This window comes from Pedobacter aquatilis, assembly GCF_032678425.1.
Classification (GTDB): domain Bacteria; phylum Bacteroidota; class Bacteroidia; order Sphingobacteriales; family Sphingobacteriaceae; genus Pedobacter; species Pedobacter aquatilis_B.
In genome coordinates, this window is sequence record NZ_JAVTSG010000002.1 from 517,116 (window position 1) to 539,036 (window position 21,921).

The 21,921-nt window shown below is 35.8% G+C and carries 23 protein-coding genes; 7 read left to right on the top strand and 16 right to left on the bottom strand.

Annotated elements, in window-relative coordinates; translation table 11 throughout:
* Positions 1-35: 35 nt before the first annotated feature.
* The gene (locus R2Q16_RS08280) at positions 36-719 is read right to left on the bottom strand and encodes a hypothetical protein (protein WP_316736395.1); all 684 of its coding nucleotides are present in this window, start codon (positions 717-719) and stop codon (positions 36-38) included.
* Between the two features lie 85 nt (positions 720-804).
* Between R2Q16_RS08280 and R2Q16_RS08285 the strand changes: the two genes are divergently transcribed.
* The 3 genes from R2Q16_RS08285 (at position 805) to R2Q16_RS08295 (ending at position 2,790) form a co-directional block, all read left to right on the top strand.
* Positions 805-1,722, top strand: a complete 918-nt coding sequence (locus tag R2Q16_RS08285) for a DUF58 domain-containing protein (RefSeq protein WP_316736396.1) — start codon at positions 805-807, stop codon at positions 1,720-1,722.
* A gap of 86 nt (positions 1,723-1,808) precedes the next feature.
* The gene (locus R2Q16_RS08290; RefSeq protein WP_316736397.1) at positions 1,809-2,270 is read left to right on the top strand and encodes a redoxin domain-containing protein; all 462 of its coding nucleotides are present in this window, start codon (positions 1,809-1,811) and stop codon (positions 2,268-2,270) included.
* A gap of 1 nt (position 2,271) precedes the next feature.
* A complete protein-coding gene (locus tag R2Q16_RS08295; protein ID WP_316736398.1) occupies positions 2,272-2,790 on the top strand; it encodes a DsbA family protein in 519 nt (172 codons plus the stop codon).
* A gap of 267 nt (positions 2,791-3,057) precedes the next feature.
* Here the strand turns inward: R2Q16_RS08295 and hppD are convergent, their stop codons facing one another.
* Both hppD and R2Q16_RS08305 read right to left on the bottom strand, forming a co-directional pair.
* A complete protein-coding gene (gene hppD / locus R2Q16_RS08300) occupies positions 3,058-4,188 on the bottom strand; it encodes a 4-hydroxyphenylpyruvate dioxygenase (protein ID WP_316736399.1) in 1,131 nt (376 codons plus the stop codon).
* A gap of 90 nt (positions 4,189-4,278) precedes the next feature.
* Positions 4,279-5,442 carry a homogentisate 1,2-dioxygenase gene (locus R2Q16_RS08305; protein ID WP_316736400.1) on the bottom strand — a complete coding sequence of 388 codons (1,164 nt, stop codon included), beginning with the start codon at positions 5,440-5,442 and terminating at the stop codon, positions 4,279-4,281.
* 318 nt (positions 5,443-5,760) lie between these two features.
* Between R2Q16_RS08305 and R2Q16_RS08310 the strand changes: the two genes are divergently transcribed.
* From R2Q16_RS08310 to R2Q16_RS08320, 3 genes are all read left to right on the top strand, one after another.
* A complete protein-coding gene (locus R2Q16_RS08310; RefSeq protein WP_316736401.1) occupies positions 5,761-6,756 on the top strand; it encodes a fumarylacetoacetate hydrolase family protein in 996 nt (331 codons plus the stop codon).
* Between the two features lie 331 nt (positions 6,757-7,087).
* The gene (locus tag R2Q16_RS08315) at positions 7,088-7,975 is read left to right on the top strand and encodes a flavin reductase family protein (RefSeq protein ID WP_316736403.1); all 888 of its coding nucleotides are present in this window, start codon (positions 7,088-7,090) and stop codon (positions 7,973-7,975) included.
* Positions 7,976-7,986: 11 nt separating this feature from the next.
* Positions 7,987-8,592, top strand: a complete 606-nt coding sequence (locus R2Q16_RS08320) for a YdeI/OmpD-associated family protein (protein ID WP_316736404.1) — start codon at positions 7,987-7,989, stop codon at positions 8,590-8,592.
* A 4-nt stretch (positions 8,593-8,596) separates the two neighbouring features.
* Here R2Q16_RS08320 and R2Q16_RS08325 read toward each other — a convergent pair whose 3' ends face one another.
* From R2Q16_RS08325 to R2Q16_RS08385, 13 genes are all read right to left on the bottom strand, one after another.
* Entirely contained in the window at positions 8,597-9,145 is a 549-nt protein-coding gene (locus R2Q16_RS08325) for a C40 family peptidase (RefSeq protein ID WP_316736405.1), read from the bottom strand.
* A 109-nt stretch (positions 9,146-9,254) separates the two neighbouring features.
* Entirely contained in the window at positions 9,255-9,641 is a 387-nt protein-coding gene (locus R2Q16_RS08330; RefSeq protein ID WP_316736406.1) for a DUF4870 domain-containing protein, read from the bottom strand.
* A 59-nt stretch (positions 9,642-9,700) separates the two neighbouring features.
* Positions 9,701-10,402, bottom strand: coding sequence for an SDR family oxidoreductase (locus R2Q16_RS08335; protein ID WP_316736407.1), 702 nt, complete (start codon positions 10,400-10,402; stop codon positions 9,701-9,703).
* Positions 10,403-10,433: 31 nt separating this feature from the next.
* Positions 10,434-12,212: an aromatic amino acid hydroxylase gene (locus R2Q16_RS08340; RefSeq protein ID WP_316736408.1), complete on the bottom strand. Its 1,779-nt coding sequence runs from the start codon at positions 12,210-12,212 to the stop codon at positions 10,434-10,436.
* A gap of 455 nt (positions 12,213-12,667) precedes the next feature.
* Positions 12,668-13,171, bottom strand: coding sequence for a GtrA family protein (locus R2Q16_RS08345; protein ID WP_316736410.1), 504 nt, complete (start codon positions 13,169-13,171; stop codon positions 12,668-12,670).
* Between the two features lie 162 nt (positions 13,172-13,333).
* The gene (locus tag R2Q16_RS08350; protein WP_316736411.1) at positions 13,334-14,023 is read right to left on the bottom strand and encodes a CAP domain-containing protein; all 690 of its coding nucleotides are present in this window, start codon (positions 14,021-14,023) and stop codon (positions 13,334-13,336) included.
* 122 nt (positions 14,024-14,145) lie between these two features.
* Entirely contained in the window at positions 14,146-14,910 is a 765-nt protein-coding gene (locus R2Q16_RS08355; RefSeq protein WP_316736412.1) for an SDR family NAD(P)-dependent oxidoreductase, read from the bottom strand.
* Positions 14,911-14,997: 87 nt separating this feature from the next.
* Complete coding sequence (locus R2Q16_RS08360; protein ID WP_316736413.1) at positions 14,998-15,405, bottom strand: AraC family transcriptional regulator; 408 nt, start codon at positions 15,403-15,405, stop codon at positions 14,998-15,000.
* A 57-nt stretch (positions 15,406-15,462) separates the two neighbouring features.
* A complete protein-coding gene (locus tag R2Q16_RS08365; protein WP_316736414.1) occupies positions 15,463-16,302 on the bottom strand; it encodes a ThuA domain-containing protein in 840 nt (279 codons plus the stop codon).
* Between the two features lie 132 nt (positions 16,303-16,434).
* Complete coding sequence (locus tag R2Q16_RS08370; RefSeq protein WP_316736415.1) at positions 16,435-17,307, bottom strand: DUF6252 family protein; 873 nt, start codon at positions 17,305-17,307, stop codon at positions 16,435-16,437.
* Between the two features lie 129 nt (positions 17,308-17,436).
* Positions 17,437-19,080, bottom strand: coding sequence for a glycine--tRNA ligase (locus R2Q16_RS08375; protein ID WP_316736417.1), 1,644 nt, complete (start codon positions 19,078-19,080; stop codon positions 17,437-17,439).
* A gap of 302 nt (positions 19,081-19,382) precedes the next feature.
* Positions 19,383-19,586 carry a hypothetical protein gene (locus tag R2Q16_RS08380; RefSeq protein ID WP_316736418.1) on the bottom strand — a complete coding sequence of 68 codons (204 nt, stop codon included), beginning with the start codon at positions 19,584-19,586 and terminating at the stop codon, positions 19,383-19,385.
* Positions 19,583-21,019, bottom strand: a complete 1,437-nt coding sequence (locus R2Q16_RS08385) for a S8 family peptidase (RefSeq protein WP_316736419.1) — start codon at positions 21,017-21,019, stop codon at positions 19,583-19,585. Before R2Q16_RS08385 ends, R2Q16_RS08380 begins: the two co-directional genes overlap by 4 nt.
* A gap of 261 nt (positions 21,020-21,280) precedes the next feature.
* On the opposite strand from R2Q16_RS08385, the gene R2Q16_RS08390 reads away from it, so the two are divergent.
* Positions 21,281-21,919, top strand: a complete 639-nt coding sequence (locus R2Q16_RS08390; RefSeq protein ID WP_316736420.1) for a hypothetical protein — start codon at positions 21,281-21,283, stop codon at positions 21,917-21,919.
* Positions 21,920-21,921 lie beyond the last annotated feature (2 nt).

Here is a 21,921-nt window from a genome sequence, read left to right on the forward strand (position 1 = left end):
GAAATCCCGAAATTTAAGTTTCGGGATTTTTTTTTCTAATTATTTCCATTGAGTAAACTTATCTTACTTTCAGCATCGAATGGTGTTGAACGAAGCAAATTTTCAAGCTTTTTCATTTGTTCTTTAGACTTTTGATCAGTATAAGTTTTAAAGCTGTTTGATAAATATCTTAAAGCCTCTTCCTTGCCTCTGTAAAACATTAAGTTAAATGCAACAACCTGATCATAATACGGGTTTTGATTATTTTTACCTTTTTTATATTTCAACGCTTGTTTGTATGCTTCAAAATAGATACGCTTAGCTTCATTCGGTTTGTTAAGAAAAGATTCTAAAATAATACCTTGTCTGATAAGATCCTTTAAATTTGTAGGATCGATGCTTCTTGCCTTGCGAAGTACAACTAAAGCCTCATTGTATTTTTTAAGTTTGATTAATGGGATAACTTTAGTTCGATATGCCAAAGCATAACTAGGTTCAATACTAGTTGCACTATCTAACATCTTCAACATTCTACTGTACGTTTGTGTTTCGTTGTCTTTTATATTAAACTGATATTTAATTGCCCTTTTTTGTAAATCAACTGCTTTGGTAGAATATTTTGTCTTTGATGATGTTTGCGCTGAAGTAATTGATAAGCTGCTTAAAAGGAGTAAAAATATGGCATAAAGTAGCTTTTTATATTTATAATGTTTAGACTGTTTCTTAAGAAATGGTTTCATTTTTTCTGAGCTTTTAATTTGGAAGTCTAAAGTAAAAAAGCATTTTAAGAATAAAGAATGAAAAGATATTTTTTAGCTTTACGATATGCAGGAAGTCAACTATGAAAACGAATCGGGCTATGGAAACCTTGAATTATTGGCAAAACAAGTTGTAGAAGGATTTATAACCGGATTGCATAAAAGTCCTTTTCATGGGTTTTCTGTAGAATTTGCAGAGCACAGGCAATATAATACCGGCGATAACGTAAAAAATATCGACTGGAAATTATTTGCAAAAACAGATAAGCTTTATAGTAAAAGGTTTGAAGAAGAAACCAATCTTCGATGTCAATTTGTAATTGATGTTTCTTCATCAATGTATTTTCCTGCTCCAAAAAGTAATAAATTAAGTTTCTCCATACAGGCAAGTGCCTCATTAATGTATTTGTTGAAAAAGCAAAGAGACGCTTTCGGTTTAAGTCTTTTTGCCGATGAAATTGTGCTGAATACGCCTGCAAAATCTACAACTGTTCATCAAAAGTATTTATTTACAAAGCTTGATGAATTGCTACAGAATCCAAAGGTAAATGCACAGACTAATTTAAGCGAGGCTTTACATCAAGTTGCCGATTTGATACACAAACGTTCATTAGTGGTAATTTTTAGCGATTTATTCAACACCCAAACCAGTCCCGAAAAAACGGAGGAATTTTTCGACGCTTTACAGCATTTAAAATTCAACAAGCACGAAATTGTAGTTTTTAATGTTGTTGATAAATCGAAAGAAGTTGATTTTGAATTCGAAAATCGGCCGTATCAGTTTATAGATATGGAAACTGGAGAAACAATAAAAGTTCACGCGAACCAGGTTAAGGATAATTATACAAATGCGGTGGCAAGTTATCGTCAGCAAATTAATTTAAAGTGTGCGCAGTATAAAATTGATTTGATTGATGCGGATATTAACGAAGGATTTTACCCGATTCTACAAGCGTATTTAATCAAAAGGCAGAAATTAGGTTAGAATTTACAAAAGGCTGAAATTTTTCAACAAACAATCTGATGGTTTTTGAAGTATAACTAAAACAACAATTTCAAAACCATAATCTTATGTTAGAAAAAGGAACCAAAGCACCCGATTTCGAATTAAATGCTACACCCGATCAAAAAATAAAACTCAAAGATTTTAAGGGGAAAAATGTAATTCTGGCTTTTTACCCGGCAGATTGGAGTCCGGTTTGCAGTGACCAAATGGCGCTTTACAATGAAATGCTGAAATATTTTACAAAACAGGATGCTCAGATTTTTGGTATCTCCGTTGACAGCGTTTGGTGTCATTTAGCTTTTGAGCAAGACCGCAAACTACATTTTCCATTACTAGCTGACTTCGAACCAAAAGGAAAAGTATCTAAGGCTTATGGCGTTTACGATGAGGAAGTGGGCGAAAGCAAAAGAGCTTTATTTGTAATTGATAAAAAAGGCAAAATTGCCTGGAGTTATTTGTCGCCAACTGCGGTTAATCCCGGCGCTGATGGTATTTTAGATGCTTTAGAAGAACTTAACAAAAAATAATATGAGCACATTAAAACCTGCGGTTTCAGAAAAAGATCATTTTGAAGGCGGAAAATCTGCGTCGATAGAAATTGTTGAATTTGGCGACTATCAATGTCCGCATTGTGGCCATGCTTTTCCAATTATTAAAAAGATTCAGAAAATTTTTGGGGAGCAGATAAAATTTATTTTCAGACATTTTCCACTTCAGGAAGCACATGAATATGCTTTTCCGGCGGCTGTTGCTGCAGAAGCGGCTGCATTGCAAGGCAAATTTTGGGAAATGCATGATGGTCTTTACCAAAATCAAAATCAACTCGGAGAAAATCTTTTTAATGAAATTGCTGAAAAGATAGGCTTAGATATCGACCAGTTTAAAAAAGATTACAGCTCTGGCGATTTAACTGAAAAGGTCGAATCAGATTTTGAAAGTGGCATAAGGAGCGGTGTAAATGGTACGCCATCATTTTATGTAAATGGAAGTAAATTTGATGGTGGCGCCGAAGATTTATTAGCAATGCTGAAAGAAAGTGCGGAATAAAAAAACCTGATGTATTTTGCAATACATCAGGTATCAGATAAGGGTAACCGGAAAACTAAAAAACTAATTATGTTTTTAGAATTTAACAAAATAGAAATCGCTTCATGTTTTGTTATTTCAAAGGTGCATTTCAATTATGAAGTTTTAGTGAAGAAATATTTAGGATTAAAGATTAAGGAACAAAGAGTAAGGATATATTGCTCAACACTTTACTACAATTAAGCATTTTTTGTTCTTTTATCCTTGTTCTTTCATCCTTTTTCTTATCTACAAATTCCCTCTCAATTCTTGCTCTCTCTCTAATGATTCGAAAAGTGCTTTAAAATTGCCTGCGCCAAAACTTTGTGCGCCTTTGCGTTGTATAATTTCAAAAAATAAAGTTGGTCTGTCTTCAACTGGTTTGGTAAAAATCTGCAATAAATAACCTTCTTCATCGCAATCAACTAAAATGCCTAAATCTTCAAGAATTTTAATTTCCTCATCAATTTTGCCAACTCTTTCTGGCATCATATCGTAATAAGCTTCTGGTGGCGCACTTAAAAACTCAACGCCTCTGGATTTTAATTCTTTAACTGTAGTCACAATATCTTTCGTTGCAACAGCAATATGTTGTACGCCTTCACCTTCATAATATTCAAGGTATTCTTCAATTTGCGATTTCTTTTTACCCTCGGCAGGCTCATTAATGGGGAATTTTGAGAAACCGTTGCCATTACTCATCACCTTACTCATCAATGCAGAATATTCGGTGTTGATTTGTTTATCATCAAAAGAAAGAATATTTACGAAACCCATAACATCTTCATACCATTGTACAGCCTCGTTCATTCTATTCCATCCCACATTTCCAACGCAATGGTCAATGTACAATAATCCCGCATCAGCAGGTTTATAATCACTTTCCCAGGCACGATAACCAGGCATAAAAATACCGTTATAATTTTTTCTTTCGATAAACATATGAACTGTTTCACCATAAGTATAAATACCACTCATTTTCACTTCACCATTTTCATCTGTTAGTGTTTGCGGCTCTAAATAAGGTTTTGCACCACGTTTTGTCGTTTCCTCAAAAGCACTATATGCATCATCCACCCAAAGTGCCAAAACTTTAACACCGTCACCATGTTTTTTTACATGTTCAGATATTTGATGATCTGATTTTAAAGCGGTTGTTAATATCAGTCTGATTTTGCCCTGCTGCAAAACATAAGATGCTCTATCACGTACACCAGTTTCTGGCCCGGAGTAAGCTAAACTTTGAAAACCAAAAGCGGTTTTGTAGTAGTGAGCCGCTTGCTTAGCATTACCCACATAAAATTCTATATAATCAGTTCCATTAATTGGCAGAAAATCTTGTGCCTTGGATATTTTTTCTGCGAATGTTAGTGTTTCCATTTTTGTTGTAAAGTTGAATTTGTTTGAATGTTGTTAAGTTGAAATGCTATGCTCCCCAATCATGCAAATCCTAAAATCTTGTTAATCCTACTAATCTTGCTCTTTCCAGCTTTTATAGTAGTTTTCATCTTCAATATCTAATGCTTCTTGCGTTAACATTAAAGGTTTAAAAGGGTCAATCATTACGGCCAGTTCATCTGTTTTTTCTTTTCCTATTGATTTCTCTACCGTTCCGGGATGTGGACCATGCGGAATTCCACCCGGATGTAACGTTATTTGTCCTTTAACTACACTTTTACGGCTCATAAAATCGCCGTCAACATAATAAAGGACTTCATCGCTATCAACATTGCTGTGGTTATAAGGCGCTGGAATAGAATCGGGATGGTAATCGTATTTTCGAGGAACGAATGAACAAACCACAAAATTATGCCCTTCAAAAGTTTGATGAACGGGAGGTGGTTGATGCAAGCGTCCGGTTATCGGCTCAAAATCGTGTATCGAAAATGCATAAGGATAATGGTAGCCATCCCAACCAACGTAATCAAAAGGATGTGTTCCGTAACTGTAAGGGTAAATTAATCCTTGCTTTTTTATTAAAACTTTAAAATCGCCATATTCATCGTGTGTTTGCAAATTTTCTGGCAATCGTAAATCTCGCTCACAATACGGCGCATGTTCCATTAGCTGTCCGTATTGGTTTAAATAACGCTTTGGTGCTCTCAGCGGACTAAAACTCTCCACTATAAACAAACGATTTTCTTCTTTATCAAACTCCATTTGATAAATTGTACCTCTCGGGATGATTAAATAATCACCATAAGCGAACTTAATTTCGCCGAAGCCGGTTTTTAACTTGCCCGAACCTTCGTGTACGAAAATCATTTCATCAGCCTGACTGTTTTTATAGAAATAATCCGTCATCGATTTTCTCGGTGCAGCCAAAACAATATGCAAGTCGCTGTTCACTAAAACGGCCTTTCGGCTCTTTAAAAAATCATCTTCAGGTTTAATTTTAAAGCCAATTAAGCTGGTGTGTTTTAAATGTTTTTCGCGGGCAATTTTTGGCTCAACATCGTAAGGTTCGCCTAAATGTTTTACAATTGTAGGCGGGTGGCAGTGGTAAACCAACGAGTAAAGGCTTGAAAAACCTTCGGTTGATACCAATTCTTCAGCATATAAATTTCCATCAGGTTTACGAAAAACCGTATGACGTTTTGCAGGAATTTGCCCTAATTTATGATAAATAGGCATATTGATTATGTTATGGTTAGAAAAAAATCTCAAGAAATAAACAATTAAAACGGGAATGCGTTTTAATCAAAAAGAATTGTAAAAGAAATTACAAAGAATATTGAGCCATGATTAATTTAGATAGCATTTTATAGCGACGAGCAGCGATGGCATCGTTTACTAAATTGATATGTAATGCTTTTAAAATCATGGTTTTGATTCAGCTAAATTACAGATTTTATTTTGAAGATAAAATTTTACAACTTCAATAAAAAATAATTTATAGTTTTATTATACGGCTAATTATTAGCTTTACCACGTATTTTAACCAAATCGTATATGAAATTCGTATCCTACAAAACCGAAGACCAAGAGCATCTTGGCATTTTCAATAACGGGCATATTTATAATCTTAATAGTTGCGATAAGCTGATTCCAGATAATATGAAGGATTTTTTGGAAGGTGGCGAAGTATTAATGGAAAGAGCTAAAAAAGTAGATGCTGAAATTAAAAACGGTACAATAAATGCCAAAGAAGAAATTTTCTACGAAATTTTAGCGCCAGTTCCGCACCCTACAAGTTGCAGAGATGGTTATGCATTTAGACAACACGTTGCGGCGGCTCGCAGAAACCGCAAGGTTGATATGATTCCGCAGTTTGATGAATACCCGATTTTTTATTTTACAAACCATAATGCCATTCAAGGAACCGGAGAAATTGAGTGTATGCCTGACCATTTCGATAAGCTTGATTTTGAATTGGAACTGGCTATCGTAATTGGCAAAAAAGGCAGAAACATTAAGGCTTCAGAAGCTGATGAATACATTGCGGGTTACATGGTGATGAACGATATGAGCGCCCGAACTTTGCAAATGGAAGAAATGCTGTTGAATTTGGGGCCAGCGAAAGGCAAAGATTTTTCTACCGTTATTGGCCCTTGGTTGGTTACGCCAGATGAATTAGAGCAATACAAAGTGGCTGCAAAAGATGGTCATGTAGGTAATGCTTACAACTTAAAAATGACCTGCCGAGTTAACGGAATTGAAGTTTCTAAAGGTAATGCTGCTGATATGGATTGGACTTTCGCCGAAATTATAGAGCGCTGCGCTTATGGTGTGGATATTCTTCCTGGCGATGTGATTGGCTCTGGAACTGTTGGTACAGGCTGTTTTCTTGAATTAAACGGTACAGGTTTGCTAAACGATCCAAATTATAAAACCCAATGGTTGCAGCCAGGCGACGTAGTTGAAATGGAAATTACCGGTTTAGGCGCTTTAACGAATACCATTACAAAAGCAAATACTGATTTTTCAATACTGGCTTTGAAGAAATAAAATAATTTGAAAAGCAGGCTTCGGTTTTCATCGGTTTTGAAAGCCCTGCCATTCGCTTTACTTCATTACATTTCGTGCTCGCTGCTGTCAGGTTTAGGCTACTTAGGTTAACCTTAATATTATAAACCCGACAACAGCGATAATACTTTTTCAATGTAAAAACTTTCAATTGTCCTGTCATGCTGAGGAACGAAGCATCTGTAACCTATGAAATGGATACCTCTTAGCTCAGCATTTCAGAAGTTGAAAAAGATTGTAGCAAATGGCGGGGCTAACTTTAAAAGTAGCATCTGTCATTGATTTTCAAAATAATAATTTAAAAAAAATAATCGTGCTAACCCTTAAAACTGAAGATTTATCTGCTGTACAGCTTCAAGATTATTTGCAATATGCAATTGCACCCCGACCAATTTGTTTTGCATCCACAATTGATATTGATGGCAATATTAATTTAAGCCCGTTTAGCTTTTTTAATATGTTTAGCACGAAACCGCCGATTTGTATTTTTTCGCCGGCCAGGAGAGTACGAGACAATACAACTAAACATACGCTCGAAAATGTTTTGCAAGTAAAAGAATGCGTTATCAATATTGTTAATTACGATATGGTGCAACAAATGAGTTTGGCGAGCACGGAATATGCGAAAGGCATTAACGAGTTTGAGAAAGCTGGTTTTACAATGCTCCAATCTGATTTAGTTAAACCTCCTAGAGTCGCAGAAGCGCCAGTTCAATTTGAATGTATTATTAATCAGGTAATTCCGTTGGGCGAAAACCATGGTGCAGGCAATTTAATTTTGGCAGAAATAAAACTAATTCATATTAGCGAAAATATTTTAGATGCCACGGGAAAAATTGACCAGGAGAAAATTGATTTGGTTGCCCGTTTAGGTGGCGATTGGTATTGTAGAGTTACAGCAGATAATTTATTTAAAGTAGCCAAACCATTAGCAAAATTAGGCATTGGTGTTGATGCTTTGCCACAATCGGTTCGTTTATCAAAAGTTTTAACCGGAAATGATTTGGGCATGTTGGGCAATGTAGAACATTTGCCAACTGATGATGAAATCGATTTGGTGAGTCAACTGGCAGAAGTTAAAGAAGTTTTAGATGCTACGATTGGTGACGCAAAGAATAGAGAAAGAGAATTACATGAATTGGCTCAAACTTTTTTAAATAAGGGCGATGTAGCGCTTGCGCTAAAAATTGTTTTACTGTAAAATAACCCATCATGAAAACCATAGTTGCTGTAGACCACTATATTGCCAATGCTGCCACATTTGCCATTCCAATATTGGAGCATTTGCGAGATTTGGTGCATAGAGCGGATAACCGTGTAGAAGAAAGGATGAAGTGGAGTATGCCATTTTTTGAATATAAGGGTACGGTTTGCCACATGGCAGCTTTTAAAAATCATTGTGTATTTGGTTTCTGGAAGGGCTCTTTGATGGCAGACGAGTTCGGTATTTTTAAAGAACGAAATGAAGCAATGGGTTTCTTAGGTAAAATTAAATCGTTTAATGATTTGCCTGAAGATGATGTTTTGATGGCTTATATTCAGCAAGCGGTGCAACTAAATGAAGATGGAATAAAATTGCCTGCAAAACCAAAAGCAGCTCAAATAGAGTTAGTAGTGCCGCAATATTTTATCGATGCGCTGCAAGAAGAGCCAAAAGCTTTAGCGGTGTTCCAAAACTTTAGTCATTCAAATAAAAAGGAATACGTAGCTTGGTTGGAAGAAGCAAAAACCGAAGCAACTAAACAGCGAAGATTAGAAACCGCATTGGAGTGGATTGCAGATGGCAAACCTAGAATGTGGAAATATATTAAGAAGTAGGGGACTATAAAATACTTACAACTTTCATAAACCGGGTACGGTAATGTCCATCCAAATCGGTAATGGTTACGCCTCGTGATTTACCGGATGATGAATGAATAAATTTAATGCCATCATCATCAATAGAATAAATAATACCTACATGGCCAATTCTTCTCACTCTCGAGTTACTTCCAGTAAATAAAAGGACATCGCCAACTTTAGCATTGCTAAGTGTTGTGGTTTTACCTGTTGTGCTAAATTCTCTGGATGAACGCGGTACTTTAAATCCAAAATTGCTAAAAACATAACTTACAAATCCGGAGCAATCAAAGCCAACTTTTGGATTGCTGGTTGCATACCGATAGGGGATACCTAACATGCTTTTTGCAAAATCAATAAGACTTGTAGAGTTTGTAGAGTTGGGGCTTTTTTGAGCTTCCTCAAGGTTTTTTGGGAGATTTTCGCTTAACTTTTTAACCAGTTCCTGGTATTGGACTGGCAATTGGGTTTGGGCTTTTACTGCAGTTGCAGACAAAATGAAAAACGAAATTACTACTAATATTTTCTTCATATGTTGGTCGCAAATATATAAAAAATATTTTAGGCCGATTAAAATGTTGAAAATGAGTGTAAAAACTACACTCAGAATCTGACTGATTTAGAGTGTAGTTATGAGTAAATTATATGCTTGGGAACATTGCCTGCGCTCTTTCGCCAATAAATGGAATTGGTTTTTTTTCTCCGTTAATTGCGCCAATTAAACCAATAATCCACAAGATTAAAAATCCAATTTGGATGGCTCTTAACACATAATAGATTGAAAAACCTCCTGTGGTAAATATTAAAAGACCAAAAAGGATACCCAAACCCCAACTGATAACGGTTGTAGCAATATGAAATAATAGTGTTTGCCTTAATTGATAACGGGCCAATTCGGTTTTGTTATCTTTATACATGGCAAAATAGGCAATTAACCAGCCAATAAACCAAAAATAGCTTACAATTGAAGCCGTTTTACCATTATCTGTTGATACTGGATTTGTTTGAAAGGGATTATTTGTTTCCATAATTTAAATTATTGATTATCAATACTCTAAATAACAAATAATTTTCAATATTTATGCAATTAAGGAGTAGTTACTGCAACGGGCAATATCTTTCCATTAAAAAATTTATGTCCGGTTTTTGCAAAATCAGCTACATACTTACCCATTTCAAATGCCATAACCGGGCTTTCATAACCTGGAAAAGCTGCTTCTAACATTTCTGTTTGTGCCGAACCTAAGGCAAGACAATTCACTTTTATTCCTTTTTCGGCAAGCTCAAAAGCTAAGCATTCGGTTAAAGTATGTAAGGCTGCTTTACTTGCAGAATAGGCTGATAAACCCGGAAATTTAACGCTGCCTTGAAAACCACCCATACTGCCAATATTTACAATATGTGTTCCAGCCTGCATTAAAGGAATTGTATTTTGTATCATCCTGAAATGAGCAATTACATTGCTTTGAAGCATTTCGCCTAAATCTTCTTCAGTAGTTTCTAGAAACGGTTTGTTTATTAAAGCACCTGCATTGTTTATTAAAATATCAATCGTGCCTAAACGCTCCTTCAAAAAAGGAATTAATGCCGCGTAATCATCGTTCACAATATCGAATTCAACAGGAAACAAAATACAATCGGGATTAATGCTTCTTGCAATTTCTAAAAGTTTACGCAGTTTATCAGCTGTACGGGCAATTGCTACAATTTTATTGTTGTTTTGTAAACTAAGTTCTAATGCGGTTTCAAAACCAATACCACTGCTTGCACCTGTAATTATAATGTTCATCTTATTTCTTTATCGTAAAATGCAAAGTTAACTATTCGCCAATAAGCTGCGAAACTGGATTTTTAATAACATGCAAACCATCGTGAATTAATTTAGTAAGTTCTGGTTCTTTACCAGCTTTAATTTCAAGGTAAATGATAATTTCTTTTTCGAGTTGATGATAAATCTTTTTATGAAAAACCAATTCCAGAATTTCTAAACTACAAAGCCAGTCTTGTCTGTGCTGCGTTTTTAATTCTTCAAAAATTGAACCTAGCTTTTCTAAGTCGGTATTTGATGCCCTGATTGCTCTAACTTGTTTGTACAGTTCGTGGAGTTTAACGGTTTTATCATCGTAATAAACTATGTGCGTTTTCTCCTGACTAATCAAAGTAATTTCTTCGTATGCATCTTTATCCGCTGCACCATTAAAAACCGAGACAATTTTTTCGCCAACCGCCATATCGTAATTGCCCCATTCTGGTTTAAACAAAATGTTACCTTTTTCCTCTGTCACCGTGCAATTATCGAAAGTTATTAATATGATTTTACTATCAGTAGTTAATATGTTTTTTACAGTTCCTGTTAGTTTAATGCCACTTTCAAAAACTAAAATAACTTGCTGGTTTAATCGTATTCCTGCTGATTCTAAGTCCGCTTCTGTATAATCTTCTAATGGTTTTAAACTGTTTTTGAGCTTACCAACTGGCGATGAAAAACCATCAGCATGATAATTTTTACCATGGTTTTCTAACTGCTTACCATTTACCGATAAAGCACTTGCGCCTGTCGTTTTTATGAAAGTTAACTCATCAGTTGCATCTACACCAACATCAGTAAAAACACCGCTAACCTGCAAGCCAGAACTGTAAACAGCCGTTGCAATATTTTTGCAAGCGATGGCTTTCATAATACTTTCCGTGCCACCTCGTCTAAATGCCATTGTATCGGCAAAGCTTTCTAACACATCAATCAGGTTTTGGAAAGTTGGCGTAACAAAAAGCTGTGGTTGTGTTTTTGTAATATCATATTGATAATTTATTGTATCGATATTGTACAACAACTTTTTCACATTACTTTGCATGCACGAAGCACTTTCGCCGATTGATGAAAGCAAACCCGCCCCATAAATTTTCGGGTTTTCTAAAGTTCCGATTAAGCCGTACTCAACCGTCCACCAATGTAAGCGTCCAAGCAAAGCCATTTCTGAAGGTTCGCCCATGTTTTCGTTAATAAAACGCAATTCTTTTTCTGCTTTGGCAATTTGCGCATCATCCGCATCCGAAGCTTCTTTTAAAATCGAAAGTTTTCTAATGGCTTCGTAAAGCTCAAAATCTTTTGCCGAAAACATGGCTTTTGCGCCAATTGAGCCAAAATAACTTAAGTAATTATTATAATCGGTGTCGGCGATAATTGGTGCATGTCCGGCACTTTCGTGTATAATATCTGGCGCAGGTGTATATTCGATGTGGTTAATCTGGCGAATATCGGCAGCGATAACCAACACCCGGTAAGCCTGATATTCCATAAATGCTGCTGGTGGAATAAAGCCATCAACTGTAACAGCACCCCAACCAATTTTGCCCAAATTATCGTTCATGGTTTGCAAATCGGGGATGTACTCTATACTTAAACCAGCTCTTTGCAAGCCTTTTATGTAGGGGTAATACGCAACATTTTTAAGGTAACTATAATTCTGGCGCATTACATAACGCCACACAGCTTGGTCGATAGGTGTATATTTTTCGTAATTCTGGGCAACAATAAACTGCTTTAAATGATTGGGCAATTTTGCTACCTGCGCATTATTAAAATCGTTAAAATGGCTCATAGGTATTAAGAAAATAAGTTGGTCGGTTGCTAAGTTATGATGTTGATTTTATGTTATCAAGTAAGTTTAAGGCTAAATTTAACACCTTGAAGTAATAATGCTTGTTTAGGAGTTTTTGTTTTAGGAAATGCATGCCCGTAGTTCTTGGGCATTGCAGCCGGGCTGTTCGCTAAATCTTTTTCGCAAAAAAGCTCAAAAGGATACCGCTACCATCCCGTTTAATGTGAACGTTTGTGCAGTAGCCAAATAAACTTACAAAGTATATTTACTCAGTGCTCGGGAGAATTCGAAAGGTTTACTAGACTTGAAAATAAAAACGGAAATAGTAGCATTATTTGCGCCACTTAAACCCGACCGAAGTGAGAAAGCCCGCAAGGCGAGGTACGAGCCGCGGACTTGAAACGGGGGCGGGATTGCGCTTACCTAAAAGCTCAAAATTTGCTTTACTAATAAATTTAATGCTTCTTGTTTTTTTTCTTCTCGCCAATTTTTTTTACGCTAAATGTAAAGTAATGCTGATACAAATAGCTAAAACCTGCAATTAAAACCGAGACAGCAACTTTCGAAATTGTTGGATAAATGCCCAATATTTCGATAAAGAATTTTTGCATTACATAGGTTAGGAGAATGTTTACAAAATTCAAATTTAAAAACCTAAGTAGCTGAATGTGCGCCTTAACTTCGCTATGGGTAAATATTACGTATCGGTTTAATAAAAAACTGTAGGGAATAACCACCATAAAATCTACAACAAGCGCTGCGGTTTCCCTCTTTAGGGTAAAAAGTGCAAAGTTTACATCTTCTGTTAAAAAAAAATAGTGAAATGCCAACCAATAAACCACAATTCCTAAAAGCCAAGTGCTGCCTCCAGTTGCCAAATACCTAAAATTATGCTGAGAAATAAAGCCTTTAAATGGCGGATAAAAAAAATCGATAAAGGCTAAAATGAATTTACGCATTTGTTGTATTTGAGATTGCAAAGGTAATTTTTTTAAATTCTTATTATAATTTCAAAATAAGAAAGTCTTAGTTTTAGAAACCAAGACTTTCAAAATATATAATAATTAATTGTTTGTTTACAATTTTTATGAAGTGTAGAGACGTAAACTTTGATTAAGTTTTTATTTGCCATTTGTATAAGTTGGCGGTTCGGCTACAAAATCGATAACAGCGCACCAGCTGTAAGATGGATGCGGTTGAATGCTTATGCCAACGGTATTAAGCTTATACTTTTGGTCGAGGAGGTTTAATCTGTGCCCCAGTGAGGGTACGCCACAATCTAATAATAAATGGCAAACGATATCCAAACTGTTTGAAAAACCAAAATCTATATTCTCGCTTATTGCTTTTTTTGGGAAATGTTTTGATACTCTGCTGGCAAAAGATTCGCCATTGCTGCTTTCGTGTGTATCAATATTATTCCGGTTTAAATCTACAGCGTGACTTCTGCTAATTGAACTTAATTTTTCGTTAGGATAAAACATTGGCAGATTTTTAACTGCCTTTACCTGTTTAAGTAACGAAGTATAGTAAGAATTGTTTCGGGAAATTTTAAGTTCGTTGTAATTGCGGTACTTTTTAACTTTTTCGTTGTAATTATTAATGTAATCTTCTAAAAAAGTGTAGTAAAATTTTTCTCCATCTATACGAATCAGGTTCATATATAGAAGCGTGTTTTTTTCTTCGCTGGTTAAATATTCGGCATTTGCTCCGGTATTTGCCCTTCTAAATTCGGCATCTGTCCAGCGTTGTGCAATTGCTACGTTTGCAGTAATAAATGTTAACAGGGAGAATATAAACAGACGTAACATGATTGGTTTTAATCAATAACGCCATGAACTTTTATTTATTTTCTGTTGAGCGAAAACAGTATGCATTTTAATAAAAAACCTCATTTTATAATTTAAAAATGAGGTTTTCTAAAATTAATTCATTACAAAAACATACCGCCCGATGCTTCGATGCGTTGTGCATTAATCCATTTAGATTCTTCGGTACAAAGAAATGCCACAACCGGACCAATATCATCTGGTAAGCCAACTCTTCCCAGTGCAGTTTGAGATGCAATTCCTTTATTCATTTGTTCATTATCACGAACAACACCTCCGCCAAAATCAGTTTCGATAGCTCCTGGTGCAACAATATTTACATTTATGCCCCTTGCGCCCAACTCTTTAGCCTGATATTTAGTTAAGGTTTCCATTGCGCCCTTCATAGATGCATAAGCTGCGTAACCCGGCAATGCAAAACGAGCCAAACCAGTAGAAACATTTACAATACCACCGCCATCATTCATAATTGCAAGCACTTTTTGAGTTAAAAAGAACACACCTTTAAATTGAATGTTTAACAAGGTGTCGAATTGTTCTTCAGTAGTTTCTTCGAACGATGCATGAATGCCAATACCTGCATTATTTACTAAATAATCAACTTTATTAGCTTCGAATTGAGATTTTAAAACAGCTTTAACTTCGTTGATAAAACCGTCAAAACTTTTAGTATCAGCAACGTTTAGCTGTAAAGCGGCTGCATTAACACCAATTTTTTGAATTTCCTCTACAGTCTCATCTGCATCTTCTTTTTTTGATTGATAAGTTAGGATAACATTTAAACCTTTTTTAGCTAAATGAATCGCTGCATTTTTACCTAAACCACGACTTCCGCCGGTTACAAGTACAATTTTATTTTGTTTTTCCATTTTCTTTTTAATTTGATAAACAAAGTTAAATTGAAAATGGCTGCAAAAATGGTGATACGTTAAGGAAAAATGGTGAGCATTTAAGTTTTATATGGTGATAATTTCCTTTTTTACGGACAAAGACTGAAAATATGCTTCGCGGTATTGTTTTGGGGTTTGCCCAGAAAAGTGTTTGAAGAACTTAGTAAAGTTTGATGGGTCATAGGTTAAAATCCTTGCAATTTCAGAAATTGGTGTACTAACATTTTGCAACATCGATTTAGAAATTTCCATTAATCGTTCTTCGAAAAAGAAGCAAGGCGAATGACCAGTCGCCGATTTTATGGTATTGCTAAAGTGAGTCGGATGAACGTGTAATATTTCGGCAAAATTCCTAACTTCAAACATTTCTGTAGCTCTGCCTGAAACAATATCATCGAGATGTTTATCTAATTCTATTAAATAATCAGCAGCAATTTCGTGTTGACGTGCAAAGAATTTTTGAGGGATTTTCATATTCAATTCCGCTTAATGTAAGTCAAATATAATATGTAACCATATAAATCTAATCGCTTACTTAAATTTTTTACCTGTGCCTAACCAAATCAAACTGTTTAAAATCATTTGGTTTTGGGTTTCATTATCAAAAGTAAAAGAGAGCGTTTTATTTGTGTTGTCATATTTATGTTCATAATCCATATCATTATGTCCCATGTTTACGTAAACCATTTTGTATTTCTTATTACTCCAAGCTACAGGATAATAGCCCTCGTGCCATATTTCATGTGCTTTTGGCCCAGTTCCTAACGGAAAACTTGTCGAATCAATGGCTAATAAAATGTTAATGTCAGGATTTTTTCTTAGGTCATTTTGCCAGCGATACCATTCATTAGGTTGAGCCTTGAAGGTAATAGGTAAATTTTTAACCACAGGGTGATTTTTGTTTTCTACTCTGAGTATTGCCGAAGTAGGTCGCCAGGTATTACTGCCATAGGCACCAGAACCTAGAAAGGTATTATGGTACCAATCCCAATTCATATCGTATGCTGATTTGTTGAGCGCAAATGCAGCAAAATGAAAACCTATCCAGCCACCGCCATTTTCCATATATTTCTGGAAAGCTTCTCGTTGCGCTGGTTGTTCTGGTCTGGTATCTAAAAATAAAACTACCTGATATTTAGATAGGAACTCTGCATTGAGATTATCCCAATCAGAAGTAGATTCATAACTGAAATTATTTTGCAACGCCATTTCAGGAAAACGCTTATTCGCTTCATTTACAAAGCTGATATGAGCTAAATCACTTTTTGCCGTGTAGAATGCAATAACTTTAAATTTTGGGTTTTTTGATTGAGCAAAAACTGTAACAAAATAAATTAGGGAAAAAAGTAGCGTTAAAAATGTCTTTTTCATTTGGTTAGATTATGATTCTAATTTAATGAATGTGTCGACAATATTCTCACCGCTACTATTTAAAACCTAATTTGTTAGCTTTGGCGATATTTCAATCGATTGATGTTTTCTTAATATCTCAGAAGGAAAAGACTAAAGTTTAGAATACTTCATTTCAAACTCACCTTCAGTAACAGTTCGCTTTGTATTGATGCGTGAATCTTGATTTGGTGCAACAAACTCAAAGGTTCCCTTTATAGTAGTTGACGTAGCAAGTGTTACCGTGATTTTTCCGTTTACATCATCAGAAAATGAGCCTGTTGGTGTTTTATCCTGGCCATAATGACCTTGCCCCATACCTTTGCTAAATTCGTAAACACCCACGCCCTTATATTCAAACATGCCGATACCAATTGTTTTCTCACCATTTACACCTGTGATCGACATAAGGTTTCCAACAGAACTAATTAGCTCTGCCTGGGCAGTAAAGAGGGTTTTTGTTCCGTCAATTTTTGCACTCATGTTTGCGGTACTAACAATTGTTTCAGGAATTTTAACCGGTACTAAATTAATGCTGAATTTGCCTTCGGTAATAGTCTTTTTTGTTGAGTTAGAAAAATTCTCGGCTTCAAATTCAAATGTTCCGGTTATATTTTTATCTGCGGTGTAGCTGGTAATTTTTACAGTTCCTTTTTCAAAACCCATAAATGTACCCGTTCCGGTTACATTAGTTAGGTAAGTGCCAATGTTACGGTCTGAAATTGAATAGGTACCAACTCCTTTAAAATCATCAATTAATAAATTGAAACCAAACTCACCTTTGTTTCCTAAAATTTGTGCGGTTGTTTTTGTGCCATCTGGGAAGAAACTAGCTGTTGCGATTGAACATTCCAATAAAACACCATCAACTTTTCCACTCATTGATGACTTACTCCATTCAGGGTGATAATCGATTTCTTTTTTACAAGATGAAAGGGTTACACTGAAGATAATCAGCGCACATACAAGGAATTTAATTTTTTGCATAGAGGCGTTTTTTTGACGACCGAAGATACTAGAAAGTTCGAAAACAAAAAAGTCACAGGCTATAAACCTGCGACTTAAATATTTATTTCGTGTAATGATGCTGAACGAAATTCAGTGTGACGTTCACACTTAAGCCAATAAATTCTTCCAGCTCACTTGTTTATTTACAATATTTCCCAAATCAGCAATCGCAACACGTTCTTGCTCCATGCTATCGCGATGGCGGATGGTAACGGTATTGTCCTCTAAACTTTGGTGATCTACAGTAATGCAAAAAGGTGTTCCAATCGCATCCTGACGGCGGTAACGTTTGCCAATAGCATCTTTCTCTTCGTAAATACAGTTGAAATCAAATTTTAACTCATCCATAATTTCACGAGCTTTCTCTGGTAAACCATCTTTTTTAGTCAATGGGAAAACCGCAACTTTATAAGGGGCCAAAGCAGGGTGCAAGCGTAACAAAGTTCTGCTATCCTGTTTATCCTCGGTGCTTAAATCTTGTTCTTCAAAAGCATTAATCATCGTTAGCAAGAACATACGGTCTAAACCGATTGAAGTTTCGATAACATAAGGAACATAATTTCCGTAAGGTTTACCATCTTCATTCAAATCGTTATCAAAATATTGCATTTTCTTGCCAGAAAATTCCTGGTGCTGCGTTAAATCGAAGTCAGTTCTACTGTGAATACCTTCAACTTCTTTAAATCCAAATGGGAATTCAAATTCGATATCAGTCGCAGCGTTTGCATAATGCGCTAATTTAACGTGGTCGTGGTAACGATATTTTTCTGGAGAAGTTCCTAAAGCCTTGTGCCATTTTAAGCGGGCTTCTTTCCAATATTCAAACCACTTTTTATCTTCTCCTGGGCGAACAAAGAATTGCATTTCCATTTGTTCAAACTCACGCATACGCATAATAAACTGGCGGGCAATTACTTCGTTGCGGAAAGCTTTACCAATTTGCGCAATACCGAATGGAATTTTCATCCTACCCGATTTTTGAACATTCAAAAAGTTTACAAAAATACCTTGCGCCGTTTCCGGACGAAGATAAACCTCGTCACTTCCCTCAGCCATTGCACCAAATTGTGTGCTAAACATTAGGTTAAACTGGCGAACATCAGTCCAGTTGGAAGTTTTAGAAATTGGGCAAATTACTTTATAATCTACAATTAAATCTTTCAGCTGAGCTAAATTTTCAGATTTTAATGCAAGGTTCATTTCAACCTCTAGCGCTAAACCTTTTTTAACAAATCTCCAGCTGGCTTCATCAACAAACGGATATTTAGCATTATCTAATGCTTCATTTTCGTTTTTAAATCCTGAAATCCAACCAGACTGATTTTCATCGCTCCAAGAAAGTATATTTTGCTGAAATTCTTCAAATTTAGCTTTGTTCTCTGCTGAGAAATTAGCTAATTCAGAATATAACTCATCAATTTTGTTCTCTAATAATTGGTCGGCACGGTAGCGTTTTTTCGAATCCTTATTATCAATCATCGGGTCGTTAAAACCATCAACGTGCCCACTTGCTTTCCAAACTTTCGGATGCATAAAAATTGCAGAATCAATCCCAACAATATTTTCATGCATTTGCACCATGGCTTTCCACCAATAAGTTTTAATATTGTTTTTCAACTCAGCACCCAATTGGCCGTAGTCGTAAACGGCACTTAAGCCATCATATATTTCGCTGCTTTGGAACACAAAACCGTATTCTTTAGCGTGTGATATTACATTTTTAAATTGTTCGTCGTTATTCTTTTGAGCCATAATGGAAGCAAAGATAATTATTTTGAGCTTAAAGACTAAGGCTGAAAGATTAAAGTAAAATGCTAGGCTTAGATGCTCTTATAATCATTAGATGGTTCAAAAATTTTTAGAAAAGCAAATACAGTACTTATCGGTTTTTTCAGTCCCGCTTTACGCTTTATTTCGCTGCGCTACATGCTCGCTGCAATCGGGTTTATGTGGCACAGGCTATGCAATTATTAATGGTCATCTAAAGCCTAAAACAAAAAACGATGTTGCAGATTATACAACATCGCTTTAAAATTTATCAAAAATGGTTTAGGCTAAATGTTAACGTCCCTTTCTTCCTCAACACTTAATACGCCATTAATTTTTTTTACATCTGCTATTTTCTGGTTTGTTGGTACAATCATAATCACACCGATAGATTCAAGCGTTTCTACGCTTTTAACACCTAGTTTTTTCAGCTGATTTGTTACTGTTTCTAAGCTACCATCCTTAACAGATATTAACCATTTCGATTTCATCTAATTATTTTTTCAATAGGTCCAATTGGGTCGATAGGGAATCTTGGATTTACCAAAATCGGAACTTTTTCTAGTGGAAATCTATCAATCGGAATCCTGTCAATTGGAAATTTTATTAACCTGTTTTTTGTTGGTGCTTGCACTAAACCTGCGCCAACATCTCTTGCAGGCGAAGATAATGCTTTTGCAGTTGAAGTTAATTTTCTCCATAAGTTAATACCACGCAAACCCGATGCCTGTGCCCAAAGCGCCGCAATTCCTGCAACGTGAGGTGTAGCCATGCTTGTACCACTCCAGGTTGCATACTTAGTTGGCAGTTTTGTAGACGAGTAAACGCCAACACCTGGTGCAGCAATATCAACGGCGCCATAAGTAGGGTATAAGCCACCGTTTGAGAAACTGGCTACATTCATATTTACATCAACAGCGCCAACAGCCATTATTGATGGACAATTTGCTGGGTGCATGACTTGCCTTACAGTTCCTGGTCGGGCAGAATCGTTACCAGCGGCAGCAATAATTAAAGTGCCTTGCGCTAAAGCTCTTGCTGCAGCAGTTTCAAAAACAGCTGAGTAACCTGTTCCGTTTACAAGTCCTCTTAATGACATGCTTACCACTTCACAACGGTTCGCAATTGCCCAATTAATGCCTGCAAGAATACCTCCATCGCCACCAGAACCACCGTTGCTCAGCACTTTACCAATGTATATACTAGCCGCATAAGCAATACCGTATCTTTCAGATGCAGATGGCGAATTTAACGGGCCGCAAGCTGTTCCTGTACAATGCGTACCATGTCCGTGTCCATCTTGTGTAGCTTCACCAGCGATAAAACTTTGGTGTACAACCGGGCGACCAGCAAAATCAGGGTGTGCAAAATCAAATCCTGTATCTAAAATTGCAACTTTGATACCCGCACCATTGTAAGGATTGTATTTTAAAAAGCTTGTTGGTACAACATTGGTTGCCTTTAAACCCCAGGTAGCACCAACAGATTCAACTTCAGATTCTTGTTCAGTGTAACTCGATTCATCAATTTCTTGTCCAACTAAAACATTTGCAATTTGGTTTATCGCATCTCTGTAGCCTTCAACATAATTTTGGGTACTTTCATCAAGCATACCAATTGCATAAACAACAGTTTCTTTTTCTACAATCATTTGGTTTTCGCCAAAACTGCTGATGTTATTTTCAAGCTTTGGTTTCTCGTTAACAATTGCTATTCCTAGTTTATCTAAGATAATACCATCAGTTTTAGCAAGGTCTTTATCGGTAAAAAACTCGTTTTCAAATTCTAATGAGCTTTTTAAGTTTAAACCACTAATCGAATTAATCTGGTTAATAGAATCCGATGTGTTAGAACCTTCTGGCAAAAGCACAAGATACCGACCTGTGTACTCTACCTTTTCTTCTTTTTTTAAAGTTTTTGACATGATTTTTTAGTTTAAGATTGTTGCCTACTCTGTTTTGGATTTTCAGCCTGCTCCTTAAAATTTTGTGATATTTAGTAGAACCAAAATTCTCTTAAACGGCGATTAAATTTGGCAGGTAATTCACTAAAAATCAGTAGGGAAAGCAACAATTCTACAATTGGTGAAAACAACGATAGAAATATGGGGAAAACCCCATGTTTTATGCATTAAAGTTTTATCACATTTGAGAATAAAAGTTAACTTTAATAAAAACCAAAAACTATGGAATCGAACCCAACATTTAGTTACATTATTGCATTCGTTTTAGGAGCGATTGCCCTTTACTTAATTCAGAAACTTTTCGGCGGCACAAAAAAAGAACATGGTACTACAAAGCCTAATACGATGTCGCAAAAGGCCATTCATAAAATGGTAAATAATTATCGAAATGTTCAGCTGGAGCTGATAAATAAAACGCTGGGCATAAATGATGCGCATTCTGTTTGGTTTGATTTTAAAACTTTAAAGAAATTTATTGCTGATATTGAAATAGAAAGCACAAAAGTGCAACAACACATTACCGACGATAGGCTTGGATTGCGTTTTTATTATGCCGCTTATCCAAAAATTGAAGATTGGGATGTTTTGGGAAATGATAGTTCCATTCCGAAAGATTTTGCAGAGAAACATACCTTAGTTATGATACCCACATTAAAAATTAAAAGTGTTGATGGTGGATATTTGGATTATGATTTTAATCCCTTGGATGAGACAACTTACTCGATTGATAGACGTGAAAAAAATCAAGCGATGCGCATGATGTCAATTAGCAATGATAATGAAACGCAGGCTTTACAGGTAATGGCACAAAATCACGGACAAACCATTCCTCCGGCTGTAACCGTTGTTGAAGACTATTAATA